The sequence below is a fragment of the Streptococcus oralis genome, assembly GCF_019334565.1.
In the GTDB taxonomy this organism is placed as follows: Bacteria; Bacillota; Bacilli; order Lactobacillales; family Streptococcaceae; genus Streptococcus; species Streptococcus oralis_CR.
In genome coordinates this window covers 762,295-782,280 of sequence record NZ_CP079724.1, presented here as the reverse complement: position 1 = coordinate 782,280, position 19,986 = coordinate 762,295, and the positions used below count along the sequence as shown (strand labels likewise).

The window sequence follows — 19,986 nt, the reverse complement described above, 5'->3', positions numbered from 1 at the left end:
ATTCTCCCTGGTTTTATGAGATAATTTCTATAATTTCTCGTAAACTTTGCACTCCATCATTTATTTTAACATATTTTTGAAATTCTGTAACTAGTTCAGAAGAAATTTTTCCATTTGTATAAACTTTTGCAACAATTTCACCCTTTTGAACGGAATCTCCAACTTTCTTTTCAAAAACAATCCCTGTTTCATAGTCCAAGTCATCAGACTTGACTGCACGACCAGCTCCTAGTCTCATGGCATAGAGCCCAAATTCCATAGCTGGAAGGGCTGAAATAACACCCGTTTCTTGAGCATGGATTTCCACCACATGGGCAACTTTGACGGGGCGATAGAGATCTTCTAAATCACCGCCTTGTGCTGCTACCATTTCTTCAAACTTAGCCAGTGCTTGGCCATTTTCCAGGTGTTGACGGATTTCCTCGATCGTTTTCTCAACATCAGCCAAGCCAAGCATAATCTGAGCTAGCTCGCAGATAAAGTGACTAATATCTTCTCGGCCTTTTCCTTGAAGAATCTCGATTGCCTCAAGGATTTCGAGACGATTGCCAATGGCTCTTCCCAAGGGTTGGCTCATATCGGTAATGACTGCTACCGTCTTTCGACCAACTGCCTTACCAAGATCCACCATGGTTTGAGCTAATTTGCGCGCCTCATCAACCGTCTTCATGAAGGCACCCTCACCGACCGTTACGTCTAGCAAAATAGCATCCGCCCCAGCAGCAATTTTCTTGCTCATGACAGAACTAGCAATCAAAGGAATCGTGTCGACAGTTGCTGTCACATCTCGGAGGGCATAGAGAAGTTTGTCTGCTTTAACCAGCTGATCTGACTGCCCAATGACAGATACACCAATGTCCTGTACCTGACGAATAAAATCTTCTTGACTTCGCTCGACTTGATAGCCCTTAATGGACTCCAATTTATCAATTGTTCCACCAGTATGGCCGAGACCACGACCACTCATTTTAGCAACGGGCACACCGAAACTCGCAACAAGTGGAGCCAAGACTAAGGTCACCTTATCACCTACACCACCAGTAGAGTGCTTATCAACTTTAACCCCATCAATAGCTGACAAGTCAAACTCCTGACCTGTCTTGACCATATTCATCGTCAGATCAGAAATCTCACGTGTGGTCATTCCTTTAAAATAAACAGCCATAGCAAAAGCAGACATCTGATAGTCTGGAACAGTTCCAGCCACATAGCCTTCTACCAACCATTTGATTTCAGCTGCAGTCAGTTCTTGACCATCTCGTTTCTTTTGGATTAAATCAACTGCTCTCATGCTTTCACACTTCTAAGGATATAATATCCCTTATCTTTCTTTACGATTTCACAATTGCCAAAAACATCTTCCATCTTATTTTTAGCACTTGGAGCTCCTTGCTTTTTCTGAATGACGATGGTTAAATCTCCTCCGTCTTTCAAGAAATCTCTGCTCTTTTCGATAATCTCATGAACAACCTGTTTACCCGCTCGAATCGGCGGATTGGAAATAACATGGTCAAACTTCCCTTCAACTTGTTCATAGATATTGGATTGGAAAATCTCCGCTTCTACTCTATTTCTTTCGGCATTTTGTCGTGCTAAGTCCAAGGCGCGATTATTAATATCAACCATGGTCACCTGAACTCCATAAGCCTTGACCAATGACAAACCCAATGGCCCATATCCACAGCCCACATCAAGGACCTTCTCTCCTTCATTGACCTCTAGGCACTTGAGCAAGAGCTGACTCCCAAAGTCAACCATTTTCTTGCTAAAAACCCCCGCATCCGTCAAAAAGGTCATGTTTTCTCCCAACAACTCCACTCTCAACTCATGAATGTCGTGAGCAGCATCAGGATTTTCTGCATAATACATTTTACTCATAAAACTATTTTACCATAATTTGGCTTGAATTGTAAATCGTTTACAAAGTGATGATAAAGTGAAAAAGACTGAAGAATCTTAGTCAAAAAACCTTTTCTTCAATCTCTTTCAATTATCAGAAATACATTACAATCTATCAGGAACTACAAATTATCATAGTCAGGAAAAAACAGTTCGTCTGCAATCAGGCGCATTTTTATTACTATTTCTTAACCTTAAAATACTTTATTATCAATAGGATTCCCAATATGATGTTTAGATAAAAACCCAACTGATAAGTTTGTGTCAAGATTTCCAAACTTGTCCAAAGTCGTATCAAATCATCTAGTGACATACGGAATAGATATCCTTCTGTAGCAATCCACAAAATCAAAAATAGATAACTACCAGCAGCAAGCCATTTTGTCCACTGCTTTTTTACTAGCCAAGCAATCAAGAGTGAACAGATAAAGACAACTGTTACAAGGAGATGATCCATTAAGAAGGTAAAGCCGTAGTAGGTTTCTACAAAGCGTCTCCCATTATCCGCATTTGCTCCCCTTATAAAAGGTAGTGTAAAACTTAAAATAAAACAGAGTTCCAATATGTAACATCTCAAAATTTTCATTGTATACCTCCTATAAGTTGCGAACTAAAAATCCCACTTTTAATAATTGATAAGTCTTCAGAAACAATTCCCTATCTCATCATTAAATTATTCAACCTCCATCTACCTCTATTATACGATATTGACTTACTACCATCAAGAAACCGCTTTATTTTTTTAGCTTTTTATGGTATGATTAACAAAATATCTAGGGGAAAACAAATGACCAACGAATTTTTACATTTTGAAAAAATCAGTCGCCAGACTTGGCAATCATTGCATCGCAAAACAACCCCTCCCTTGACAGAGGAAGAGTTAGAATCCATCAAGAGTTTCAATGACCAGATTAGTCTGCAGGACGTAACGGACGTCTATCTTCCCCTTGTTCATCTTATCCATATTTACAAGCGCACTAAGGATGATTTGGCATTTTCAAAAGGAATTTTCCTCCAACGTGAAAGCAAATCCCAACCTTTTATCATTGGGGTTTCTGGAAGTGTTGCTGTCGGGAAATCGACTACTAGTCGCTTACTTCAGATTCTTCTATCACGTACTCTCCCAGATGCTACTGTAGAATTGGTGACAACTGACGGTTTTCTCTATCCCAATCAAATCTTGATTGACCAAGATATCTTAAATCGCAAAGGTTTTCCTGAAAGTTATGATATGGAAGCCTTGCTGAATTTTCTTGATCGCCTAAAAAATGGCCAAGATGTCGATATTCCTGTCTATTCTCATGAAGTGTATGACATCGTTCTTGGGGAGAAACAATGTGTCAAAGCTGCTGACTTTGTCATTGTAGAGGGGATTAATGTCTTTCAAAATCCTCAAAATGAGCGTCTTTACATCACTGATTTCTTTGATTTCTCCATCTATGTGGATGCTGCTGTCGAGGATATTGAAAGCTGGTATCTGGATCGTTTCTTGAAACTGCTCAGCTTTGCCCAAAATGATCCCAACAGCTACTACCACCGCTTTACGCAAATGCCAATTGGAGAAGTTGAATCCTTTGCACACCAGGTTTGGACCAGTATTAATCTCACAAATCTACAAAACTATATCGAACCAACAAGGAATCGCGCCGAGGTCATTCTCCACAAGACTAAAAACCATGAAATCGATGAAATTTACCTAAAAAAATAATTTCCCCTTGTCAAAACCTAAGTTTTCATATATAATGGTATAGTTAGTAAATATGGAGGTAAGAACATTGGCAAACATTAAATCAGCTATCAAACGCGCTGAATTGAACGTTAAACAAAACGAAAAAAACTCAGCTCAAAAATCAGCTATGCGTACTGCTATCAAAGCTTTCGAAGCAAACCCTTCTGAAGAACTTTTCCGTGCTGCTAGCTCAGCTATCGACAAAGCAGAAACTAAAGGTTTGATTCATAAAAACAAAGCAAGCCGCGATAAAGCTCGTCTTTCAGCTAAACTTGCTAAATAAGAAACAGTCCATAGAGGCTGTTTTTTTGTCCTCTAATCAGAAAAGGTAGAAAATGAAAATCGCAATCATAGGATATTCTGGAGCTGGCAAGTCAACTCTAGCTGAAAAGTTGTCAAACTACTACTCCATCCCCAAACTGCATATGGATACACTTCAATTTCAACCTGGTTGGCAAGACAGTGACCGCGAATGGATGTTGACCGAGATGAAAAACTTTCTCACAAAGCACGAAGCTTGGGTCATCGACGGCAACTACTCTTGGTGTTGCTATGAAGAAAGAATGCTGGAAGCTGACCAAATCATCTTTCTCAACTTTTCCCCATGGACTTGTCTCTTTCGAGCCTTTAAACGGTATCTCACATACCGAGGTAAAGTCAGAGAAAGTATGGCAGCAGGCTGTCCTGAACGCTTTGACTGGGATTTTATCCGATGGATTCTCTGGGATGGGCGGACAAAACATGCTAAAGAACGCTATCAACGGGTTCAAGAAACCTACCCTGAGAAAGTAATTGTCCTCCGGTCGCAAAAGGAGATGGATTACTTCTTAGAAAATCTCGCGCATAACAAGAAAAACCAACGTGTATAACGTTGGTTTTTTGCTATTAGCCAATCACACTTCCGTTTGGTACAGCTGGATCAACTGTGAGAAGGGTTAATTTGCCTTCATGTTCAGCTGAGAGGATCATTCCTTGACTGACATATTTTTTCATCATCTTGCGTGGTTTGAGGTTGGCAACGATTTGGACCTTCTTGCCGACCAATTCTTGTTCGTTTGGATAGTATTTGGCAATTCCTGAGAGGATTTGACGGTCTTCGCCATCACCTGCATCGAGGCGGAATTGGAGCAACTTGTCAGAACCTTCTACTTTAGACACTTCTTTGACCTCTGCAACACGGATTTCGACCTTATCAAAGTCTTCAAACTTGATTTCTTCCTTGTTGAGTTTGAGTTCAACTTCATCTGGATTCCATTCTTTTTCGACGGCTGGTTTGTTGCCTTCCATTTGTTCCTTGATATAGGCAATCTCTTCTTCCATGTCGAGACGCGGGAAGATTGGTGTTCCTTTGGCAACAACAGTCACACCTGCAGGGAAATCTGCCAAGCTCAAGTTTTCTAGGCTAGAAACTTCTGCTAGACCAAGTTGTGCCAATACAGCGCGACTAGTTCCCATCATAAAGGGCTCAATCATGTGAGCTACGACACGAAGGCTGGCTGCCAAGTGGCTCATGACACTTGCCAATTGGTCACGGTGCTCTTCATCCTTAGCCAAGACCCATGGGGCTGTCTCATCTATGTATTTGTTGGTACGTGATATAAGAGTCCATACTGCTTCTAAAGCACGTGGATAGTCAACTGCTTCCATGTGTGTATGGTAGTCAGAGATAGATTGCTCTGCAACCTCAGCAAGAGCATTATCAAATTCAGTCACACCCTCTACATAGGCAGGGATTTGCCCATCAAAATACTTGTTAATCATAGAAACCGTACGGTTAAGGAGGTTTCCAAGGTCATTGGCCAATTCATAGTTGATACGGCCAATGTAGTCCTCAGGAGTGAAGGTTCCATCTGAACCAACAGGAAGGCTACGCATGAGGTAGTAACGAAGTGGATCCAGTCCATAACGCTCTACTAACATTTCAGGATAAACGACATTCCCTTTAGACTTAGACATCTTGCCGTCTTTCATGACGAACCAACCATGGGCAATCAAGCGGGCAGGCAATTTCATATCCAACATCATGAGAAGGATTGGCCAGTAGATGGAGTGGAAACGAAGAATGTCTTTTCCGACCATGTGGAAGACCGTTCCATTCCAGAATTTATCATAGTTAGCATGATCGTCTTGACCGTAACCAAGAGCAGTCGCATAGTTAAGAAGGGCATCGATCCAAACATAGACAACGTGTTTTGGATTGGAAGGGACTGGCACACCCCAGGTAAAGGTTGTACGAGAAACTGCCAAATCTTCTAAACCTGGCTCGATGAAGTTACGCAACATTTCATTAAGACGACCATCTGGAGTAATGAAGTCAGGATGTGATTTGAAAAATTCAACCAAACGGTCTTGGTATTTGCTGAGGCGAAGGAAATAAGACTCTTCTGAAACCCATTCAACCTCGTGACCTGATGGAGCAATACCGCCTGTCACATTTCCAGCTTCATCACGGAAAACTTCCGCAAGCTGACTTTCTGTAAAGAATTCCTCATCTGAAACTGAATACCAACCAGAGTATTCACCCAAGTAGATATCATCTTGAGCAAGCAAGCGCTCAAAGACCTGTGCTACCACTTTTTCATGGTAATCATCAGTTGTACGGATAAATTTATCATATGAGATATCGAGTAATTTCCAGAGTTCTTTGACGCCAACTGCCATGCCATCAACATAGGCTTGTGGTGTGATGCCAGCTTCTTCCGCTTTTTGTTGGATCTTTTGACCATGCTCATCAAGACCTGTCAGATAAAAGACATCGTAGCCCATGAGGCGTTTGTAGCGAGCTAGGACATCACAAGCGATGGTTGTGTAGGCAGAACCGATATGAAGTTTACCAGATGGATAGTAAATCGGTGTTGTAATATAAAAATTCTTTTCAGACATAATTTTTCCTTTCCAGGCAAATGAAACCTGTTTTTCTAACACTTCATTATATCATATTTTTAGTGATTTTCGATAGGAAAATCCATACAAAAACAAGACAGACAAATGTCCATCTTGTTTTTTTCTGTTCTATATCTTATTCATAACGAAGGGCTTCAATCGGATCAAGCTTAGACGCTTTATTGGCTGGCAAGACTCCGAAAACCATCCCAACACTGGCTGACACAGCCAAGCTAAAGAGAGCGATTGGGAGGGAAACCCCAACTTCAATACCTGCAATCATGTTTTGAAGCAGTACTCCAGCTAACATGGTCATTCCAGCAGCAATCCCAAGACCGATGACACCACCTAGCAAGGTCAAGATCATAGACTCAATCAAAAACTGTACCAAGATATTAGCCCGTGTAGCTCCAAGCGCCTTACGTAGACCAATCTCACGCGTGCGTTCTGTAACCGAAACTAGCATGATATTCATAACACCAGTTCCCCCGACAAAGAGAGAGATTCCTGCAATGGCACTGATAATGGTGGTCATAAAACCAAATAGTTGTTGTACCTCTTGGAAGGCGGCAGTTGCATCCGCAACTTGGTACTCCCCTTGTTGAAGACCTGCAATCTCGGTCAGTTTTCGAGCCAACTCTGGTCCCAAGGTCTGCGTTAGACTAGTATCATTGACACGAAAGACGATATTCGAGATTTCATCAGTATTAAAATTGGCTGCGAGAGAGATATTGGTCGTAATTGGAAGACCACCAATCCCAAAGGCTTTAGCAGTTTTAGCTTCATTGCTAGTATAAACGCCAATCACACGGTAACTAAATTCATTGACAGAGATGACTTGATTAACCGCAGCTTCTGGACTATCAAACAAACTCTTGGCTAATTCTTCATCCAACAAAATCACACTGGCAAATTCCTTGTAGTCTTGCGGTCTTAGACTTCTACCCGCAACGATTTCATTTTCAACTGCGTTCATGTAGGTACTATTTCCGCCTGTCAGAGTCGCGCGTTCAACCTTCTTATCCTTATAAGATAGGGTGACGTTGGTCGAGTTGGTGACATAGTAACTGTCTACTCCTTTAAGTTTAGCAGCTTCCTTGACCCAGGATTCTAGTGGTTTTGGTGGTTCAACATGAACATCCTCTTCTTTCCCGCTGACTGTCAAAGCGGATTGTTTCTGCGTGAAGGAACCGTCCTTGCTTTTAATAGGAGAGAAAAAGACATGGATATCCTTCTGTGATTTGGTCATATTTTTATTGACCTGACGAGACATGGAGTCTCCCAGAGCCATGATGACAACGACAGACGAAACTCCGATGATAATCCCAATCATAGTCAGGAAGGAACGCATCTTGTGGGCCATGATGGATGAAAAGGCAAATTTCAGATTCTGCATCTTAGTTTTCCTCCTTTTCTACCTGAGCACTGTCAGACGAGATGACCCCATCACGAATGACAATTTGGCGTTTGGCATAGGCAGCAATCTCAGGCTCGTGCGTGACCATGATAATGGTCTTCCCTTCCTTGTTTAGCTCCACCAACAGCTGCATGATTTGATTTCCTGTCTTGGTATCTAAGGCTCCTGTAGGTTCGTCCGCTAGGATGATAGAGGGATTATTTACCAAGGCACGCGCAATCGCTACACGTTGCTTTTGACCACCTGATAACTCAGACGGCAAATGATGACTGCGCTCCGTCAGCTCAACCTTTTCCAGAAACTCCTCAGCCAATTTCCGACGTTTTGAAGCCGAAACACCCGCGTAAATCAAGGGCAATTCGACGTTTTGAAGAGCATTAAGCTTGGACAAGAGAAAGAACTGCTGAAAGACAAAGCCGATTTGCTGATTGCGGACCTTGGCCAGTTGTTTCTCTCCAAGACCTGCAACTTCTTGTCCTTCAAGGTAGTACTCTCCACTAGTTGGTGTATCCAACATTCCGATGGTATTCATCAAGGTAGACTTACCAGAACCAGATGGTCCCATAATGGCAACAAACTCACCTTCATGAACTTCTAGATTGATATTTTTAAGGACCTGCAGTTCTTGGTCACCATTTCGATAACTTCTACAGATATTTTTGAGACTAATTAGTTTCTTCATCAGCCTTCACCTCTTTTCCTTCTTCCAAGGAAGATGTTGGATTACTGATGACCTTGGCACCGTCTGTCAAACCTGAAGTAATTTCTTGGTTGTCTGCATCCGCATTCCCCAAAGTAACTTCCACTTTCTTGGCTTTTTTCTGGTCGTCAACGAGCCAGACATAGTTTTTGTCATTTTCGGTAACAACACTTGTCAGAGGAACAAGGATGGCCTTACTCTTATTTTTGACTTCCACACTGACAGAGAAGCCTTGTTTCAACTCTCCGATATCGCTGGTCACATCAACAGTATAAGGGTACTTAGAGCCAGTATTTCCTCCAAGGGCTGCATTTGCTGCTTCTCCGTTGTTTTTAGGATAATCAGAAATATAGCTAATCTTACCTGTCCAGCTCTTATCTTGATAAACCTTCGAAGTAAAGGTAACTTCTTGTCCAACAGAAAGATTAGCAAGGTTGTATTCAGACAACTCTCCTTTGACCTGCAAGTTTTCATTACTTACGACATGTACTACCACTTGGCTATTACCTGTTGGCGATTTGGAAACATTACGATTAACTTCAACTACAGTCCCTTCTAGTGTACTGAGGACAGTTGCTGCATCTAATTGTGCTTGAGCCTTATTGAGCTGAGCCACAGCATCTGCACGATTATCCTTGGCATCACTGATTTGAGAATCAATAGAAGATACTGAAGAAGTCGCTGCTTGCGCCTGTTCTGGGAGTCCAGCTTCTGTTGGAACCTGTGGAGAAGCTGGTGCAGCTGATGCATTTTCACGAGCTTTTTTTAACTCCTCGATATGACGGTCTGCCTTTGCAACTGCACGTTCTGCTGCATCATAGGCAGCTTGAGCATCCGCACTGCTGTATTTGACCAAAGCTTGCCCTTCTTCGACCTTGTCTCCAACCGAAACGAGAATTTCATCTAAATCTCCCTTACTAGCATCAAAATAAACGTATTGTTCATTTTTTGCTGTAACCGTACCTGACAAGAGAACCGATGAAGCAACGGAACCTTCCTTAGCAGTAACGATATGAGAGGTTTCATCCTTGACTGCTGACTGGGAAGGTTGTCTAAAAATCAAAATTCCCGCAGCACCGATAACAATAGCACTGGCAATACCAATCGCTGTGTATAATTGCCATTTTTTTGCCTTCTTATTTCTTTTCATTTTTAAGCTCCTTTATATTTTTGCCTTACAAAAACCATTATATCAGAAACACCAAGCCCAAACAATAACAGTTCAGATGGAAACAATGACAATTCAGGATCATTATTTCGTTCGGTATTCGTTTATTGAGTTATTGTTCTAGATATAGAATACAATAACTTTTTGAGTTTGGCAAGCGTTTTTATAATTTTTTTATCGTAGCAGATTTTTGCATTCAAAAAATAAAAACGATAGAATATGACTATCAAAGCTATAAGGAGTTTTCTATGAGAGAATATGATATCATCGCCATCGGTGGAGGGAGCGGTGGCATTGCCACCATGAACCGAGCTGGCGAACACGGTGCTAAAGCAGCTGTTATCGAGGAGAAAAAATTAGGTGGAACCTGCGTCAATGTCGGCTGCGTTCCTAAGAAAATCATGTGGTATGGAGCGCAGATCGCTGAAAGCTTCCACCACTACGGTCCTGACTATGGGTTTACGAGTTCAGATATTCAATTTGATTTCGCAAAACTTCGTCAAAATCGTGAAGCCTACATCGATCGTGCCCGCTCGTCTTATGATGGAAGTTTCAAGCGCAACGGTGTTGATTTGATTGAAGGTCGTGCTCATTTCGTTGATTCCCACACAGTCAGCGTTGATGGTGAATTGATTCGTGCCAAACATATCGTAATTGCGACTGGTGCTCGCCCAAGCATCCCAACTATCCCTGGAGCTGAACTCGGTGGTAGCTCAGACGATGTCTTTGCTTGGGAGCAACTTCCTGAATCCGTTGCGATTCTTGGAGCTGGCTATATCGCCGTTGAATTAGCAGGTGTTCTCCACGCGCTAGGAGTAAAAACGGATTTGTTTGTCCGTCGTGATCGTCCCTTGCGCACGTTTGACAGCTACATCGTTGAAGGTCTTGTCAATGAAATGGAAGAAACAGGTCTACCTTTGCACACACACAAGGTACCCGTCAAGCTCGAAGAAACGGATCAAGGTATTACCATTCATTTCGAAGACGGTTCTAGTCACACTGCTAGCCAAGTTATTTGGGCTACCGGTCGCCGTCCAAATGTAGATGGTCTTGAGTTAGAAAAGGCCGGCGTTACACTCAACCAACGTGGATTTATCCAAGTGGATGAGTATCAAAATACTGTTGTAGATGGTATCTATGCCCTTGGAGACGTTACTGGTGAGAAGGAACTAACTCCAGTAGCCATCAAGGCTGGACGTACCCTATCTGAACGTCTCTTTAATGGGAAAACAAGTGCTAAGATGGACTACACGACTATCCCTACTGTTGTCTTCTCACACCCAGCAATCGGAACAGTTGGTTTAACTGAAGATCAAGCTATCAAAGAATACGGCCAAGATAACATCAAAGTCTACAAATCAAGTTTTGCATCTATGTACTCTGCCGTTACAAACCATCGTCAAGAATCACGCTTCAAACTCATCACCGCTGGTGCTGATGAAAAAGTTGTTGGCCTTCACGGACTCGGTTATGGAGTGGATGAGATGATTCAAGGATTCGCTGTTGCCATCAAGATGGGAGCAACCAAGGCGGACTTTGATGCTACAGTAGCTATCCACCCAACTGCCTCAGAAGAATTTGTGACCATGCGCTAATTATCGTAAGAGACCTCTTGAGGTCTCTTTTTACATGCAAAATCGGCTGTCACAAAATTGTTACCTCAATTTCAAAAATAGGTTGACTTTTGTTTCTGAATTAGTATAATAGTTACTATAATTTTGAAAAGAGGTTAACAGTTTTGAAAAAAGCTCATATTTATGCTATCCCTGCTATCGGTGCTGCTCTCATTGCCGTATTGGCACAAATCAGTCTCCCTATCGGTCCTGTCCCCTTCACTTTGCAAAACTTTGCAATTGGTCTGATTGCTACTGTTTTTAGACCCAGAGAAGCTGTTCTATCTGTAGCTCTCTATCTCCTGCTGGGTTCCATTGGTTTACCTGTTTTTGCAGGGGGAGGAGCTGGATTTCACGTTTTAGTCGGTCCAAGTGCAGGCTATCTTTGGTTTGACCTTGTCTATGCAGGACTTACATCTTATCTCATCCATCAAAATAGTGGCTACATTCGCATTTTCCTAGCCAACCTCTTGGGTGACTCCCTCGTCTTTGTCGGAGGTATTCTCAGCCTCCACTTCCTTGCTGGGATGCCATTTGATAAGGCACTAGCTGTCGGTGTCCTTCCCTTTATCCTTCCTGATCTTGGTAAGATTATTGCCATTAGTTTCATTGGTCGTCCCCTCCTAGAACGATTGAAAAGCCTTCCATATTTTTCAAGATAAAAGAATAGTCCAGAATAATTGTTCTGGACTATTTCCTTTCTAAGAATCAACTGTACTCTATTTAGCTACTTGACTATTCTTATACCGGTATGAATATTAATCGTTTTATTCTTCAAATTAAAGCTATTTACGATATGCAAAGTAGAAAAGTATTCTAATTGATTCAAACCAAATAAGCTTCCATTTATTTTGGAAGGTTAATAATTGTATACTTTTCAGAAAACGCATTTTCACTGATAGAACTATATTTAATAAATTATTTGTGATACAATAGAGCTACCTAAAAGATTCAGTAAATTTAATGTTCATTGATTATTTATATTAACTTGAACATTTTGATTTTTCTTCATTCAAAAATAACTGTAAATAATTATAAACAGAAAGGTAATTCTATGGCAAAGAATACTCGTGAGCTAATCATTGGTTCTCTCATCACACTAGCTAAGAAAAATCCTCAGCGTAGTTCCTTTACAATGACTGAAATTGCTGCTGAAGCTGGTATCTCACGACAAGCGATTTATCAAAAGCATTTTAACAACTTTGAAGATATTATTGAGTACATTCATGAAGAAACCAATCAGCACATTTTTAACGTCTTTAATAAGTACTGTCCTAACAATGACGGAGATCCTATCAGCTTTTTAGCAGACTATATACTTCCGCTCATATACGAAAAAAAAGAAATTGTTAACACCTTGTATACCACACAAGTCGACCCATGTTGGAAGGAGTTTCTGCGTGGAACATACTCTGAGTGGGTACTAAAGAATGTCAATTACCAACTGAAATATAATTTTAGTAAAGAAGACATCGCTTATATCATTACGACCATGGCAATCTCTTTCATCGAAGTCTGGATTCGTAAAGATAATCCAATACCACCTGAAGAGTATAGAGAGACTTTCATTCAATTGTCTAAAACTTCTTTGTGTGACTACATTGTGTCCTAAAAAAAGAATCTTGAGCTGTACTCAAGATTCTTTTTATTGTCCACCTTTAAAGGCATCAACCATTACCTGAAATTCTTCATTGGAAAGGGTGATTCCTTTGCCCATTTTGGTATGGTCAGGGCTCCAAGTTCGAATGTCAAACTTTGCTGGCGCACCATTAAAGCTAACTCGATTTAGTTCTTTTGTCCAGCCTTTTTCATTTTCAGACAAGGTCAGTAAGTGTTCTTCGATTTCAAATGTAAATTCTGCCATTTTAACTCCTTTATGTGGTATGCTTTCTATAGTTTATTTGTAAAAATCTTGTGGTTTTTAGGAAAATTTTATATAATGTGGATATATAAGAAGGGAGGATTCTATGAGACAGACATTCAAACTAGTTCTAGATAAACTACATGGTTTTCTCAATGGGAATGATGATCATCCTCAAACCGAGGACAACTCCCTCACTGCTATGATTGAACAAGCCATCCAGAAAAAGACGGCTGTTCATGTCATATTTGCTGAAACAAGTTTTTCGGGTGATATTGTTAAACACGATGCTAATCGCCAACAAATTATCGTCAAAAATTTTTCAAAAAACGTGACCCGAATCATTCGTATCAGTGACATTAAGCGACTTCGTTTCGTTCCCTCAACTGTACAAAAAGCTCAGAAAAGTCTATTTAAGAAAGAGTGAGATGTTCTTTGCATCCCACTCTTTTTCTTAACGGATTTGTTCAAAATGAAGATGAACTGCGATATGGTCACCATAGCCACTTCTCTCCAAATCGCGTTGCAAGCGATAAGAGATATAGTGTTCTGCAATGGTAATGTAGCCAGCTCCAAGTAAGCGGTGTTCAACCATTGATTGGATCATGCTGATAGTGGCACGTTCTACTTTTGCTTCTTCCAAGTCCAAAACGACTTTCTTAGTAACTTGAGCTAAGTTTTGACGTAAGTCATCAGTCAAAACATAAACTGTTTGAGCTGCTTTTAGGACAGCTTGGTAAATTTTATCTGGATCAAATTCAGCAATTTCTCCATTACGTTTGATTACTTGCATAAGGTTCTCCTTTATTCTTTGTTTTCTTTGATTTCAGCCAGCATCTTTTCTTCTTCGGCTGTCAGTTGATAGTTTTCTAGCAGGTCAGGTCTGCGCTCGTAGGTTTTCTTTAGACTCTCATACAGTCGCCACTGGCGAATCTTCTCATGATGTCCACTCATGAGCACATCTGGAACGACCATGCCTCGATAGTCATAAGGGCGTGTATACTGAGGATATTCGAGAAGACCTGAAGAAAAGCTATCATCTTGGTGGCTAGACTCCTTACCAATCACTTCTGGTATCAAGCGCACAGTCGCATCAATCATGGTCATGGCCGCCAACTCACCACCAGTCAGGACATAATCTCCTAGGGAAATTTCATCGGTTACCAAGGTCTTGATGCGCTCGTCATACCCTTCGTAGTGACCGCAGATAAAGATCAGTTCCTCTTCTTGAGCCAAATCTTCAGCGTAGGCTTGATCGAACTGTTTCCCAGCAGGATCGAGAAGAATGACGCGGGGATTTTTCTTTTCAATGGCGTCAAAGGCGTCGAAAATAGGTTGGGCACGGAGCAACATTCCTTGACCGCCTCCGTAAGGTTCATCGTCAACATGACGGGCCTTTTCGGCGTAATCTCTAAAATTATGATACTGGATATCCAAGAGCCCTTTTTCTCGAGCTTTCCCAACGATCGAGTGCTCCAGCGGAGAAAACATCTCTGGAAAGAGGGTTAAAATATCAATCTTCATCATCTAACCCTTCTAAGATTTCCACTTCGACCCGCTTGTCTGGAATATCAACATTGAGAACTACTGGCGGAATGTAAGGTAAAAGCAAATCACGCTTACCTTTTCGTTTGACCACCCAGACATCGTTGGCACCTGGTTGTAGGATTTCCTTGATAGTTCCAATCAAGTTCTCTCCCTCGTAAACTTCCAAACCAATAATTTCATGATAGTAGAATTCACCATCATCTAAATCGTTCAAATCTTCCTCAGCAACCTTGAGGCTATAACCCTTGTACTTCTCAATCGCATTGATATGGTACATGTCTTTGAATTTGATAATGTCAAAATTCTTATGCTTACGGTGGCTAGCGATGGTCACTGTTTGGACAAACTGATCTTTTTCATCAAATAAAGCCAGCTCTGCTCCCTTTTTAAACCGTTCTTCAGCAAAATCCGTCACAGACAAGACTCGCATCTCACCCTGCAGACCCTGCGTATTAACGATTTTCCCAACATTAAAGTAGTTCATCTTGTCTCCTGTACTCTCCTTCTTTCCATCTTATTCTGACAATTCTCGAATGATGGCTGCAATTTTTTCTGATTCTGACCATTGTAAATAATGGTGATTCCCTCCTAAAATGAGCTTAGTATTGGAAGTCCAATACTCTGATTCTCTATACTCTTTTTCTCTATAAGCCTGACAAAAAATAAAAACGGGAATATGAGCTTCTATAGATACATTCTCAAAATCTTTCTCAGTAATCTCACAATATATATGAAATTCTGGAACTTGTCTTTCCAACTCTGAATCTTTTTCTTGCACTAAATCCCAGATTTCTTCATTAGTTTCAGAGCTAAATGCTGCTTGAGTTATGTTCTTAAAATAAACTTCGGGGCCACACTCTTCAATCAGTCTCATCTGCTCTTCCATTTCTGGATAAGGATTTTCTGAAAAATCAGGAAACATTACTTTTTTAGTTGTTGGTTCAATTGCTACTAAAGCCTGACACTTAATTGATTTGCTCATCAATTTGCAAGCCAAAATTCCACTCAAACTATGTACACAAAGTATATATTCAGAAATTGCCAATTCTTCAAGTACTTCATAAACCGCGTCTACAAGATTGTCCAGATTTTTTCCAGATTGGTCATGAATCGGACTCCTACCTGTGTTTGGAAAATCAATTGTCAAATAACCAATTGTTGAAGGAAGTTTTTCAAGTATAAGTGAAAAATTTTCATAACTTGGTAGCAAACCTGCGCCATTTAAACAAACAAGCACTTTCTTTTGCTTTTTATAAGTAACAGAGAGACTGACAATTTTTGTAGTTACTTCAAACCGTTTCATAAAGAAATCCATTCATTCTATAACAATGATTTATTAAAAACCCTTATCCTTTATTTTATCACGTTCCAGGGATTTTCACAAGTTGGATAGGTTCTATCTTACAAGGCTACTACTTCTTCAAAAAAATCACCAACTATCTGATTAAACTCTTTAGGATGGTCATTCATCGGTTGGTGTTTGCTGTCTGAAATCGTTACTTGACGCGCATTGGGATTTAAAGCAATGATACCATCATAGATTTTTTTTAGGTGTTTGGGAAAATCATTTTCGCCTCTTACTAATAGCATGGGAGGATTTCCTTTATATCCTTCTATCTCATGAACTGCCAAGAAACCTGTGATTCCAAGGTTCAAGAAAACATCTCGCCCAGTTTCTATAATGGCCGTCTTGACCAATTCTCTTGTGATAGGATTATCACTACACATTTTTGAGTTTTTATCAGCAACCACCTTCCAAGGAATCGTTTTATACATAAGAGAACTATATTTGATTCGACCTCTTTCTTTCTCTGATAGGTAACGATGCTGTCCCCAACTATCTACCATGACCAAGGCTAGGACTCTTTCTGGATGGCGATAGGTGTACTCTTGAAGTGGATTTCCTCCACAAGAATGACCAACCAATATCACCTTATCTAGCTGGAAATAGGACAAAATAGCATCTACATCTTGAACAGCGCCTTCCAAGTCGGGAAGGCCAACTTTCATAGGTGATTCACCCTGTCCTCGAACATTGACAAAATAGAGGTCAAATCCCTCAAAGGCATCATACTGGTTGGCCCACATCTGACTACGGCCACAAGCTCCATGATAAAAAATAATGTGTCCTTTACTTGAGCTTCCAGGGCGATGATAAACAACCAAATCACAATCTAATACTGGTATAAGGTGACGTTCCAACACCTCGGGTTCTCTGTTATAAAAAGCAATAGCTTCAGCAATATCATTTGGCTTCATTTCTACACTCTCTCCTCTTTATCCTGATATCATTCTTTTTATCTATTTTATCATGCTATATTAAAATCATCGTTTTCCAAGCTTAATTTCATTAAAAATTTTGAATTTTCTGCATCATTTAGATAAAGAAAAAGACTGCTAAACAATCTTTACTTTTTTCTCATCAGATTCATGCCTAAGATTCCAGCAATAATCAGAGCAGCTCCAATCACATGATAATTATAAATTGGTTCGTGGAGAATAAGAGCTCCAGCTAGAATGGTCAAAACTGTTCCAAGATTGCCAAAGACACTGACGGTTGATGCCCCGAGGCGAACGATAGCATAGATAGAAAGACTACCAGTAACTATAGAGGCTAGTATTCCCAAATAGAGGATGGAAAGCAGATAGGGCAGCTGTCCAAACGGCGCAAAGTAAGCTAATATGTTGCCCTCTAGATAGTGCGAGGTCAGACTCAGCGTATTAAAGGTGACGAAGCCAACAAATATCACAACAGCTGTCATATCCATGGCCCGATAGCGTCCTCCTTTAGCCTTACTGAGGATATTGTTTATCGCATTGGCGAGAACAGATCCCAACATCAAGAGAAAGCCCAAGCTAGCAGTTTCAGTGCTAAAATTCGCTCCTTTGCTAAGAAAGATGAAAACTACTCCTGCTACGGATAAAATTAAAAAGAACTTTTGCAGCACACTTGTCTTCTCCTTGAGAAAGACCGATGCCAAAAGGAGAGTAAAAATCGGGACAAGCGCTTGTAAAATTCCCGCTTCAGAAGACGATATATACTGTAAAGCAAAGGATTGGAAAATAAAGAAGAGGAGTGGATAGAAAAGACTCATAGGAAGAATAGAAAGAATATCTTTTCTACTTAAACTTACATTAATAAGTTTTGTTTGATGAAGGATGACCAATACCAGAGCAGCGATTGTAAAGCGATGTGCCAAGTTTGTAAGAGGACTGGCATAGCTCAAAGCAATCTTTGTAAATAAAAAAGAAAATCCAATGATGGCTGAAAAGGATAAGGCTGCTAGGTAAGCTTTTGTTTTCTCGTTCATAGACTGTTGCTCCCTTTAAAAATAGCTATTCTCAAGATTGATTGGCTAGAATTCTTTGAGACTGCCTTTCCATTGTAGCATAGTAAAATCCTAGATGCTATTTCTAGGATTAGTATTTTATGCCTTCTTTCACCGTTTATCTATTACATTAGCTAAAAAGGATTCAGCCAGTCTGATCTGCTTTTCTCGTTCTTGTCTCACAAGTTCTAACTTATCTGCCTCTTGGAGATTCCTTACTTTAATAGCATAATCCGCGGAAACGATGGCGTGTCCTCTCATATGGGCTGTTGAAATAGCTTGTACAAAGACTCTGGCAGCGTACTTAGCGATTTGATTTTGGGCATTTTTAGAGAGGAGATTTGCTGCGAAACCTGCTTTTCTCAACTCATGAGGTGAGAACTCATTTCTCAATCGTGCATCAAAAGCCTCATAAGCTTGCCGAATTATTTTATTTTTCTCACCTTCATCACCGATATCAATTAAAGATAAGAAATCTCGCGAGTTCTCTAATGCCCATCGAGCTAGTTCTTTCTGAGGAAGTCTATCCAGTATTTGTTCTAGTTCCAATCTTTTCTCAGAGTCGTCCCAAATGACAACTTTGTAAGGACTGGGTAGGTGATTCATTTTGGTCTTATAGGCAGTTCGTTCGAACTCGTTCCATGCATAATCCTCTTGTCTCATTGATTTCTCATTCTTTCTTACTAGCTAGCGTAATCTAGGAGAAACCTTTCATATTAGTGAAAAGAGATTACTCCTAGTTCTCTTGGAAGTTATCCAAAAATTCTTCCAAATCACGTTCATGTTGATACTTAATGGCCGCTTTTTTATCTTTATCAAAGATAGTTTTGGTTAGGTCAATATCGTTGATAGCCGCGATTGCAACCGTGTAGTGAATGATATCAGCCAGTTCTTTGGCTAGTTCCTCATTTGAGTCCTGGACACCCTCTTTTCGACCAGAGCGCCCATTCAAGACCTCGGCTACTTCTCCGACTTCCTCCACTAGCTTGATAAAGAGGCCTTCCTCAGTTCGAGATTGCTGGTAATGTTCGAGTAAGTAAGCTTGTAATTGTCTAAAGGTTAAATCCTTCATCTTCTCCTCCTCACAAAAAAGCGAGACATCTGTCCCGCTTTTTTATTTTTCATCGATAACGATTCTTACTTTTTTGTCTTCAGTTGGGACAGAGTAGACAATCGTTCTTATCGCTGAGATAGTGCGACCCTTACGACCGATAACACGACCGACATCGCTTTGGTCAAGATCCAAGTGATACTCCAAAAACTCTGGTGTGTCTTTAATCTTGATAGTTAAGGCATCAGGTTGTGAAATCAAAGGTTTCACAATCGCAATAATGAGATTTTCAATCGTATCCATCTGTCAACCTACTTTAAACTTATTTTGAGAATTTAGAATCGTGGAATTTTTTCAATACGCCTTCTTTTGAAAGGATGTTGCGAACTGTATCTGAAGGTTGAGCTCCATCAGCCAACCATGCAAGAACGCGGTCTTCTTTCAAAGTTACTTGGTTTTCAGCAACAAGTGGGTTGTAAGTCCCAACTGTTTCGATGAAACGTCCGTCACGTGGTGAACGTGAGTCTGCTACGTTGATACGGTAGAAAGGTTTTTTCTTAGAACCCATACGAGTCAAACGGATTTTAACTGCCATTTTTTAATGTCTCTTTTCTTATTTTTTATTTCGGTGAAATAGCTGAGCTATTTAGCACATGTTCTATTATAGCAGATTTCTGACAGGTGTCAAGAAAAAAACTTGACAGAGTTTTAATTTTTTTTACTACTAGAAATTTTTAGTAAAATCTTTTACATTTGAAATCAAACTCCTTTTAAGGTACAATGGTAGA

General features: G+C 40.4%; 25 protein-coding genes. 7 read left to right on the top strand and 18 right to left on the bottom strand.

Annotation, left to right across the window (positions count from 1 at the left end):
• Nucleotides 1-13: 13 nt before the first annotated feature.
• From KX728_RS03945 to KX728_RS03935, 3 genes are all read right to left on the bottom strand, one after another.
• Nucleotides 14-1,291: a pyrimidine-nucleoside phosphorylase gene (locus KX728_RS03945; protein ID WP_215804747.1), complete on the bottom strand. Its 1,278-nt coding sequence runs from the start codon at nt 1,289-1,291 to the stop codon at nt 14-16.
• Complete coding sequence (locus KX728_RS03940; protein ID WP_215804748.1) at nt 1,288-1,878, bottom strand: class I SAM-dependent methyltransferase; 591 nt, start codon at nt 1,876-1,878, stop codon at nt 1,288-1,290. The genes KX728_RS03945 and KX728_RS03940 overlap by 4 nt, the downstream gene beginning before the upstream one ends.
• 202 nt (nt 1,879-2,080) lie before the next feature.
• Nucleotides 2,081-2,485, bottom strand: coding sequence for a hypothetical protein (locus KX728_RS03935; protein WP_215804749.1), 405 nt, complete (start codon nt 2,483-2,485; stop codon nt 2,081-2,083).
• A 201-nt stretch (nt 2,486-2,686) separates the two neighbouring features.
• Between KX728_RS03935 and coaA the strand changes: the two genes are divergently transcribed.
• From coaA to KX728_RS03920, 3 genes are all read left to right on the top strand, one after another.
• Entirely contained in the window at nt 2,687-3,607 is a 921-nt protein-coding gene (gene coaA, locus KX728_RS03930; RefSeq protein ID WP_215804750.1) for a type I pantothenate kinase, read from the top strand.
• A 67-nt stretch (nt 3,608-3,674) separates the two neighbouring features.
• Nucleotides 3,675-3,911 (top strand): 30S ribosomal protein S20, encoded by a 237-nt coding sequence (rpsT, locus tag KX728_RS03925; protein WP_001274000.1) that lies wholly within the window; start codon nt 3,675-3,677, stop codon nt 3,909-3,911.
• 52 nt (nt 3,912-3,963) lie between these two features.
• The gene (locus KX728_RS03920) at nt 3,964-4,497 is read left to right on the top strand and encodes a DNA topology modulation protein (protein ID WP_125328397.1); all 534 of its coding nucleotides are present in this window, start codon (nt 3,964-3,966) and stop codon (nt 4,495-4,497) included.
• A gap of 16 nt (nt 4,498-4,513) precedes the next feature.
• On the opposite strand, the gene metG is transcribed toward KX728_RS03920, so the two are convergent.
• The 4 genes from metG to KX728_RS03900 form a co-directional block, all read right to left on the bottom strand.
• Nucleotides 4,514-6,511 (bottom strand): methionine--tRNA ligase, encoded by a 1,998-nt coding sequence (gene metG, locus KX728_RS03915; RefSeq protein ID WP_215804751.1) that lies wholly within the window; start codon nt 6,509-6,511, stop codon nt 4,514-4,516.
• 136 nt (nt 6,512-6,647) lie between these two features.
• Nucleotides 6,648-7,907: an ABC transporter permease gene (locus tag KX728_RS03910; protein ID WP_215804752.1), complete on the bottom strand. Its 1,260-nt coding sequence runs from the start codon at nt 7,905-7,907 to the stop codon at nt 6,648-6,650.
• 1 nt (nt 7,908) lies between these two features.
• The gene (locus tag KX728_RS03905) at nt 7,909-8,610 is read right to left on the bottom strand and encodes an ABC transporter ATP-binding protein (protein WP_000733788.1); all 702 of its coding nucleotides are present in this window, start codon (nt 8,608-8,610) and stop codon (nt 7,909-7,911) included.
• Nucleotides 8,594-9,778, bottom strand: coding sequence for an efflux RND transporter periplasmic adaptor subunit (locus KX728_RS03900; protein ID WP_215804753.1), 1,185 nt, complete (start codon nt 9,776-9,778; stop codon nt 8,594-8,596). The genes KX728_RS03905 and KX728_RS03900 overlap by 17 nt, the downstream gene beginning before the upstream one ends.
• Before the next feature lie 266 nt (nt 9,779-10,044).
• Between KX728_RS03900 and gor the strand changes: the two genes are divergently transcribed.
• The 3 genes from gor (at nt 10,045) to KX728_RS03885 (ending at nt 13,021) form a co-directional block, all read left to right on the top strand.
• The gene (gene gor, locus KX728_RS03895; RefSeq protein ID WP_215804754.1) at nt 10,045-11,391 is read left to right on the top strand and encodes a glutathione-disulfide reductase; all 1,347 of its coding nucleotides are present in this window, start codon (nt 10,045-10,047) and stop codon (nt 11,389-11,391) included.
• Nucleotides 11,392-11,534: 143 nt separating this feature from the next.
• Nucleotides 11,535-12,071, top strand: coding sequence for a biotin transporter BioY (locus tag KX728_RS03890; RefSeq protein ID WP_042768991.1), 537 nt, complete (start codon nt 11,535-11,537; stop codon nt 12,069-12,071).
• Between the two features lie 392 nt (nt 12,072-12,463).
• Entirely contained in the window at nt 12,464-13,021 is a 558-nt protein-coding gene (locus KX728_RS03885) for a TetR/AcrR family transcriptional regulator (protein ID WP_215804755.1), read from the top strand.
• Between the two features lie 33 nt (nt 13,022-13,054).
• Here the strand turns inward: KX728_RS03885 and KX728_RS03880 are convergent, their stop codons facing one another.
• Nucleotides 13,055-13,273 (bottom strand): YdbC family protein, encoded by a 219-nt coding sequence (locus KX728_RS03880; protein WP_084939098.1) that lies wholly within the window; start codon nt 13,271-13,273, stop codon nt 13,055-13,057.
• A gap of 103 nt (nt 13,274-13,376) precedes the next feature.
• On the opposite strand from KX728_RS03880, the gene KX728_RS03875 reads away from it, so the two are divergent.
• Nucleotides 13,377-13,697, top strand: coding sequence for a hypothetical protein (locus KX728_RS03875; RefSeq protein ID WP_215804756.1), 321 nt, complete (start codon nt 13,377-13,379; stop codon nt 13,695-13,697).
• A gap of 27 nt (nt 13,698-13,724) precedes the next feature.
• Here the strand turns inward: KX728_RS03875 and KX728_RS03870 are convergent, their stop codons facing one another.
• From KX728_RS03870 to rpsP, 10 genes are all read right to left on the bottom strand, one after another.
• A complete protein-coding gene (locus KX728_RS03870; RefSeq protein WP_001196045.1) occupies nt 13,725-14,063 on the bottom strand; it encodes an ATP cone domain-containing protein in 339 nt (112 codons plus the stop codon).
• An 11-nt stretch (nt 14,064-14,074) separates the two neighbouring features.
• Entirely contained in the window at nt 14,075-14,794 is a 720-nt protein-coding gene (gene trmD, locus KX728_RS03865; protein ID WP_215804967.1) for a tRNA (guanosine(37)-N1)-methyltransferase TrmD, read from the bottom strand.
• Nucleotides 14,784-15,302, bottom strand: a complete 519-nt coding sequence (gene rimM, locus KX728_RS03860) for a ribosome maturation factor RimM (protein ID WP_215804757.1) — start codon at nt 15,300-15,302, stop codon at nt 14,784-14,786. Before rimM ends, trmD begins: the two co-directional genes overlap by 11 nt.
• 30 nt (nt 15,303-15,332) lie before the next feature.
• Nucleotides 15,333-16,121, bottom strand: a complete 789-nt coding sequence (locus KX728_RS03855; protein WP_215804758.1) for an alpha/beta hydrolase family protein — start codon at nt 16,119-16,121, stop codon at nt 15,333-15,335.
• A gap of 98 nt (nt 16,122-16,219) precedes the next feature.
• Nucleotides 16,220-17,077 (bottom strand): alpha/beta fold hydrolase, encoded by an 858-nt coding sequence (locus tag KX728_RS03850; RefSeq protein WP_215804759.1) that lies wholly within the window; start codon nt 17,075-17,077, stop codon nt 16,220-16,222.
• A gap of 149 nt (nt 17,078-17,226) precedes the next feature.
• Nucleotides 17,227-18,129, bottom strand: a complete 903-nt coding sequence (locus KX728_RS03845; RefSeq protein ID WP_215804760.1) for a DMT family transporter — start codon at nt 18,127-18,129, stop codon at nt 17,227-17,229.
• Between the two features lie 129 nt (nt 18,130-18,258).
• Entirely contained in the window at nt 18,259-18,810 is a 552-nt protein-coding gene (locus tag KX728_RS03840) for a putative immunity protein (protein WP_215804761.1), read from the bottom strand.
• 73 nt (nt 18,811-18,883) lie between these two features.
• On the bottom strand, nt 18,884-19,219 hold the full coding sequence (locus KX728_RS03835) for a MazG nucleotide pyrophosphohydrolase domain-containing protein (RefSeq protein ID WP_009013949.1): 336 nt from the start codon (nt 19,217-19,219) through the stop codon (nt 18,884-18,886).
• A 42-nt stretch (nt 19,220-19,261) separates the two neighbouring features.
• Nucleotides 19,262-19,501, bottom strand: coding sequence for an RNA-binding protein KphA (gene kphA / locus KX728_RS03830; protein WP_000379625.1), 240 nt, complete (start codon nt 19,499-19,501; stop codon nt 19,262-19,264).
• 19 nt (nt 19,502-19,520) lie between these two features.
• Entirely contained in the window at nt 19,521-19,793 is a 273-nt protein-coding gene (rpsP, locus tag KX728_RS03825; protein ID WP_000268760.1) for a 30S ribosomal protein S16, read from the bottom strand.
• Between the last annotated feature and the right edge of the window lie 193 nt (nt 19,794-19,986).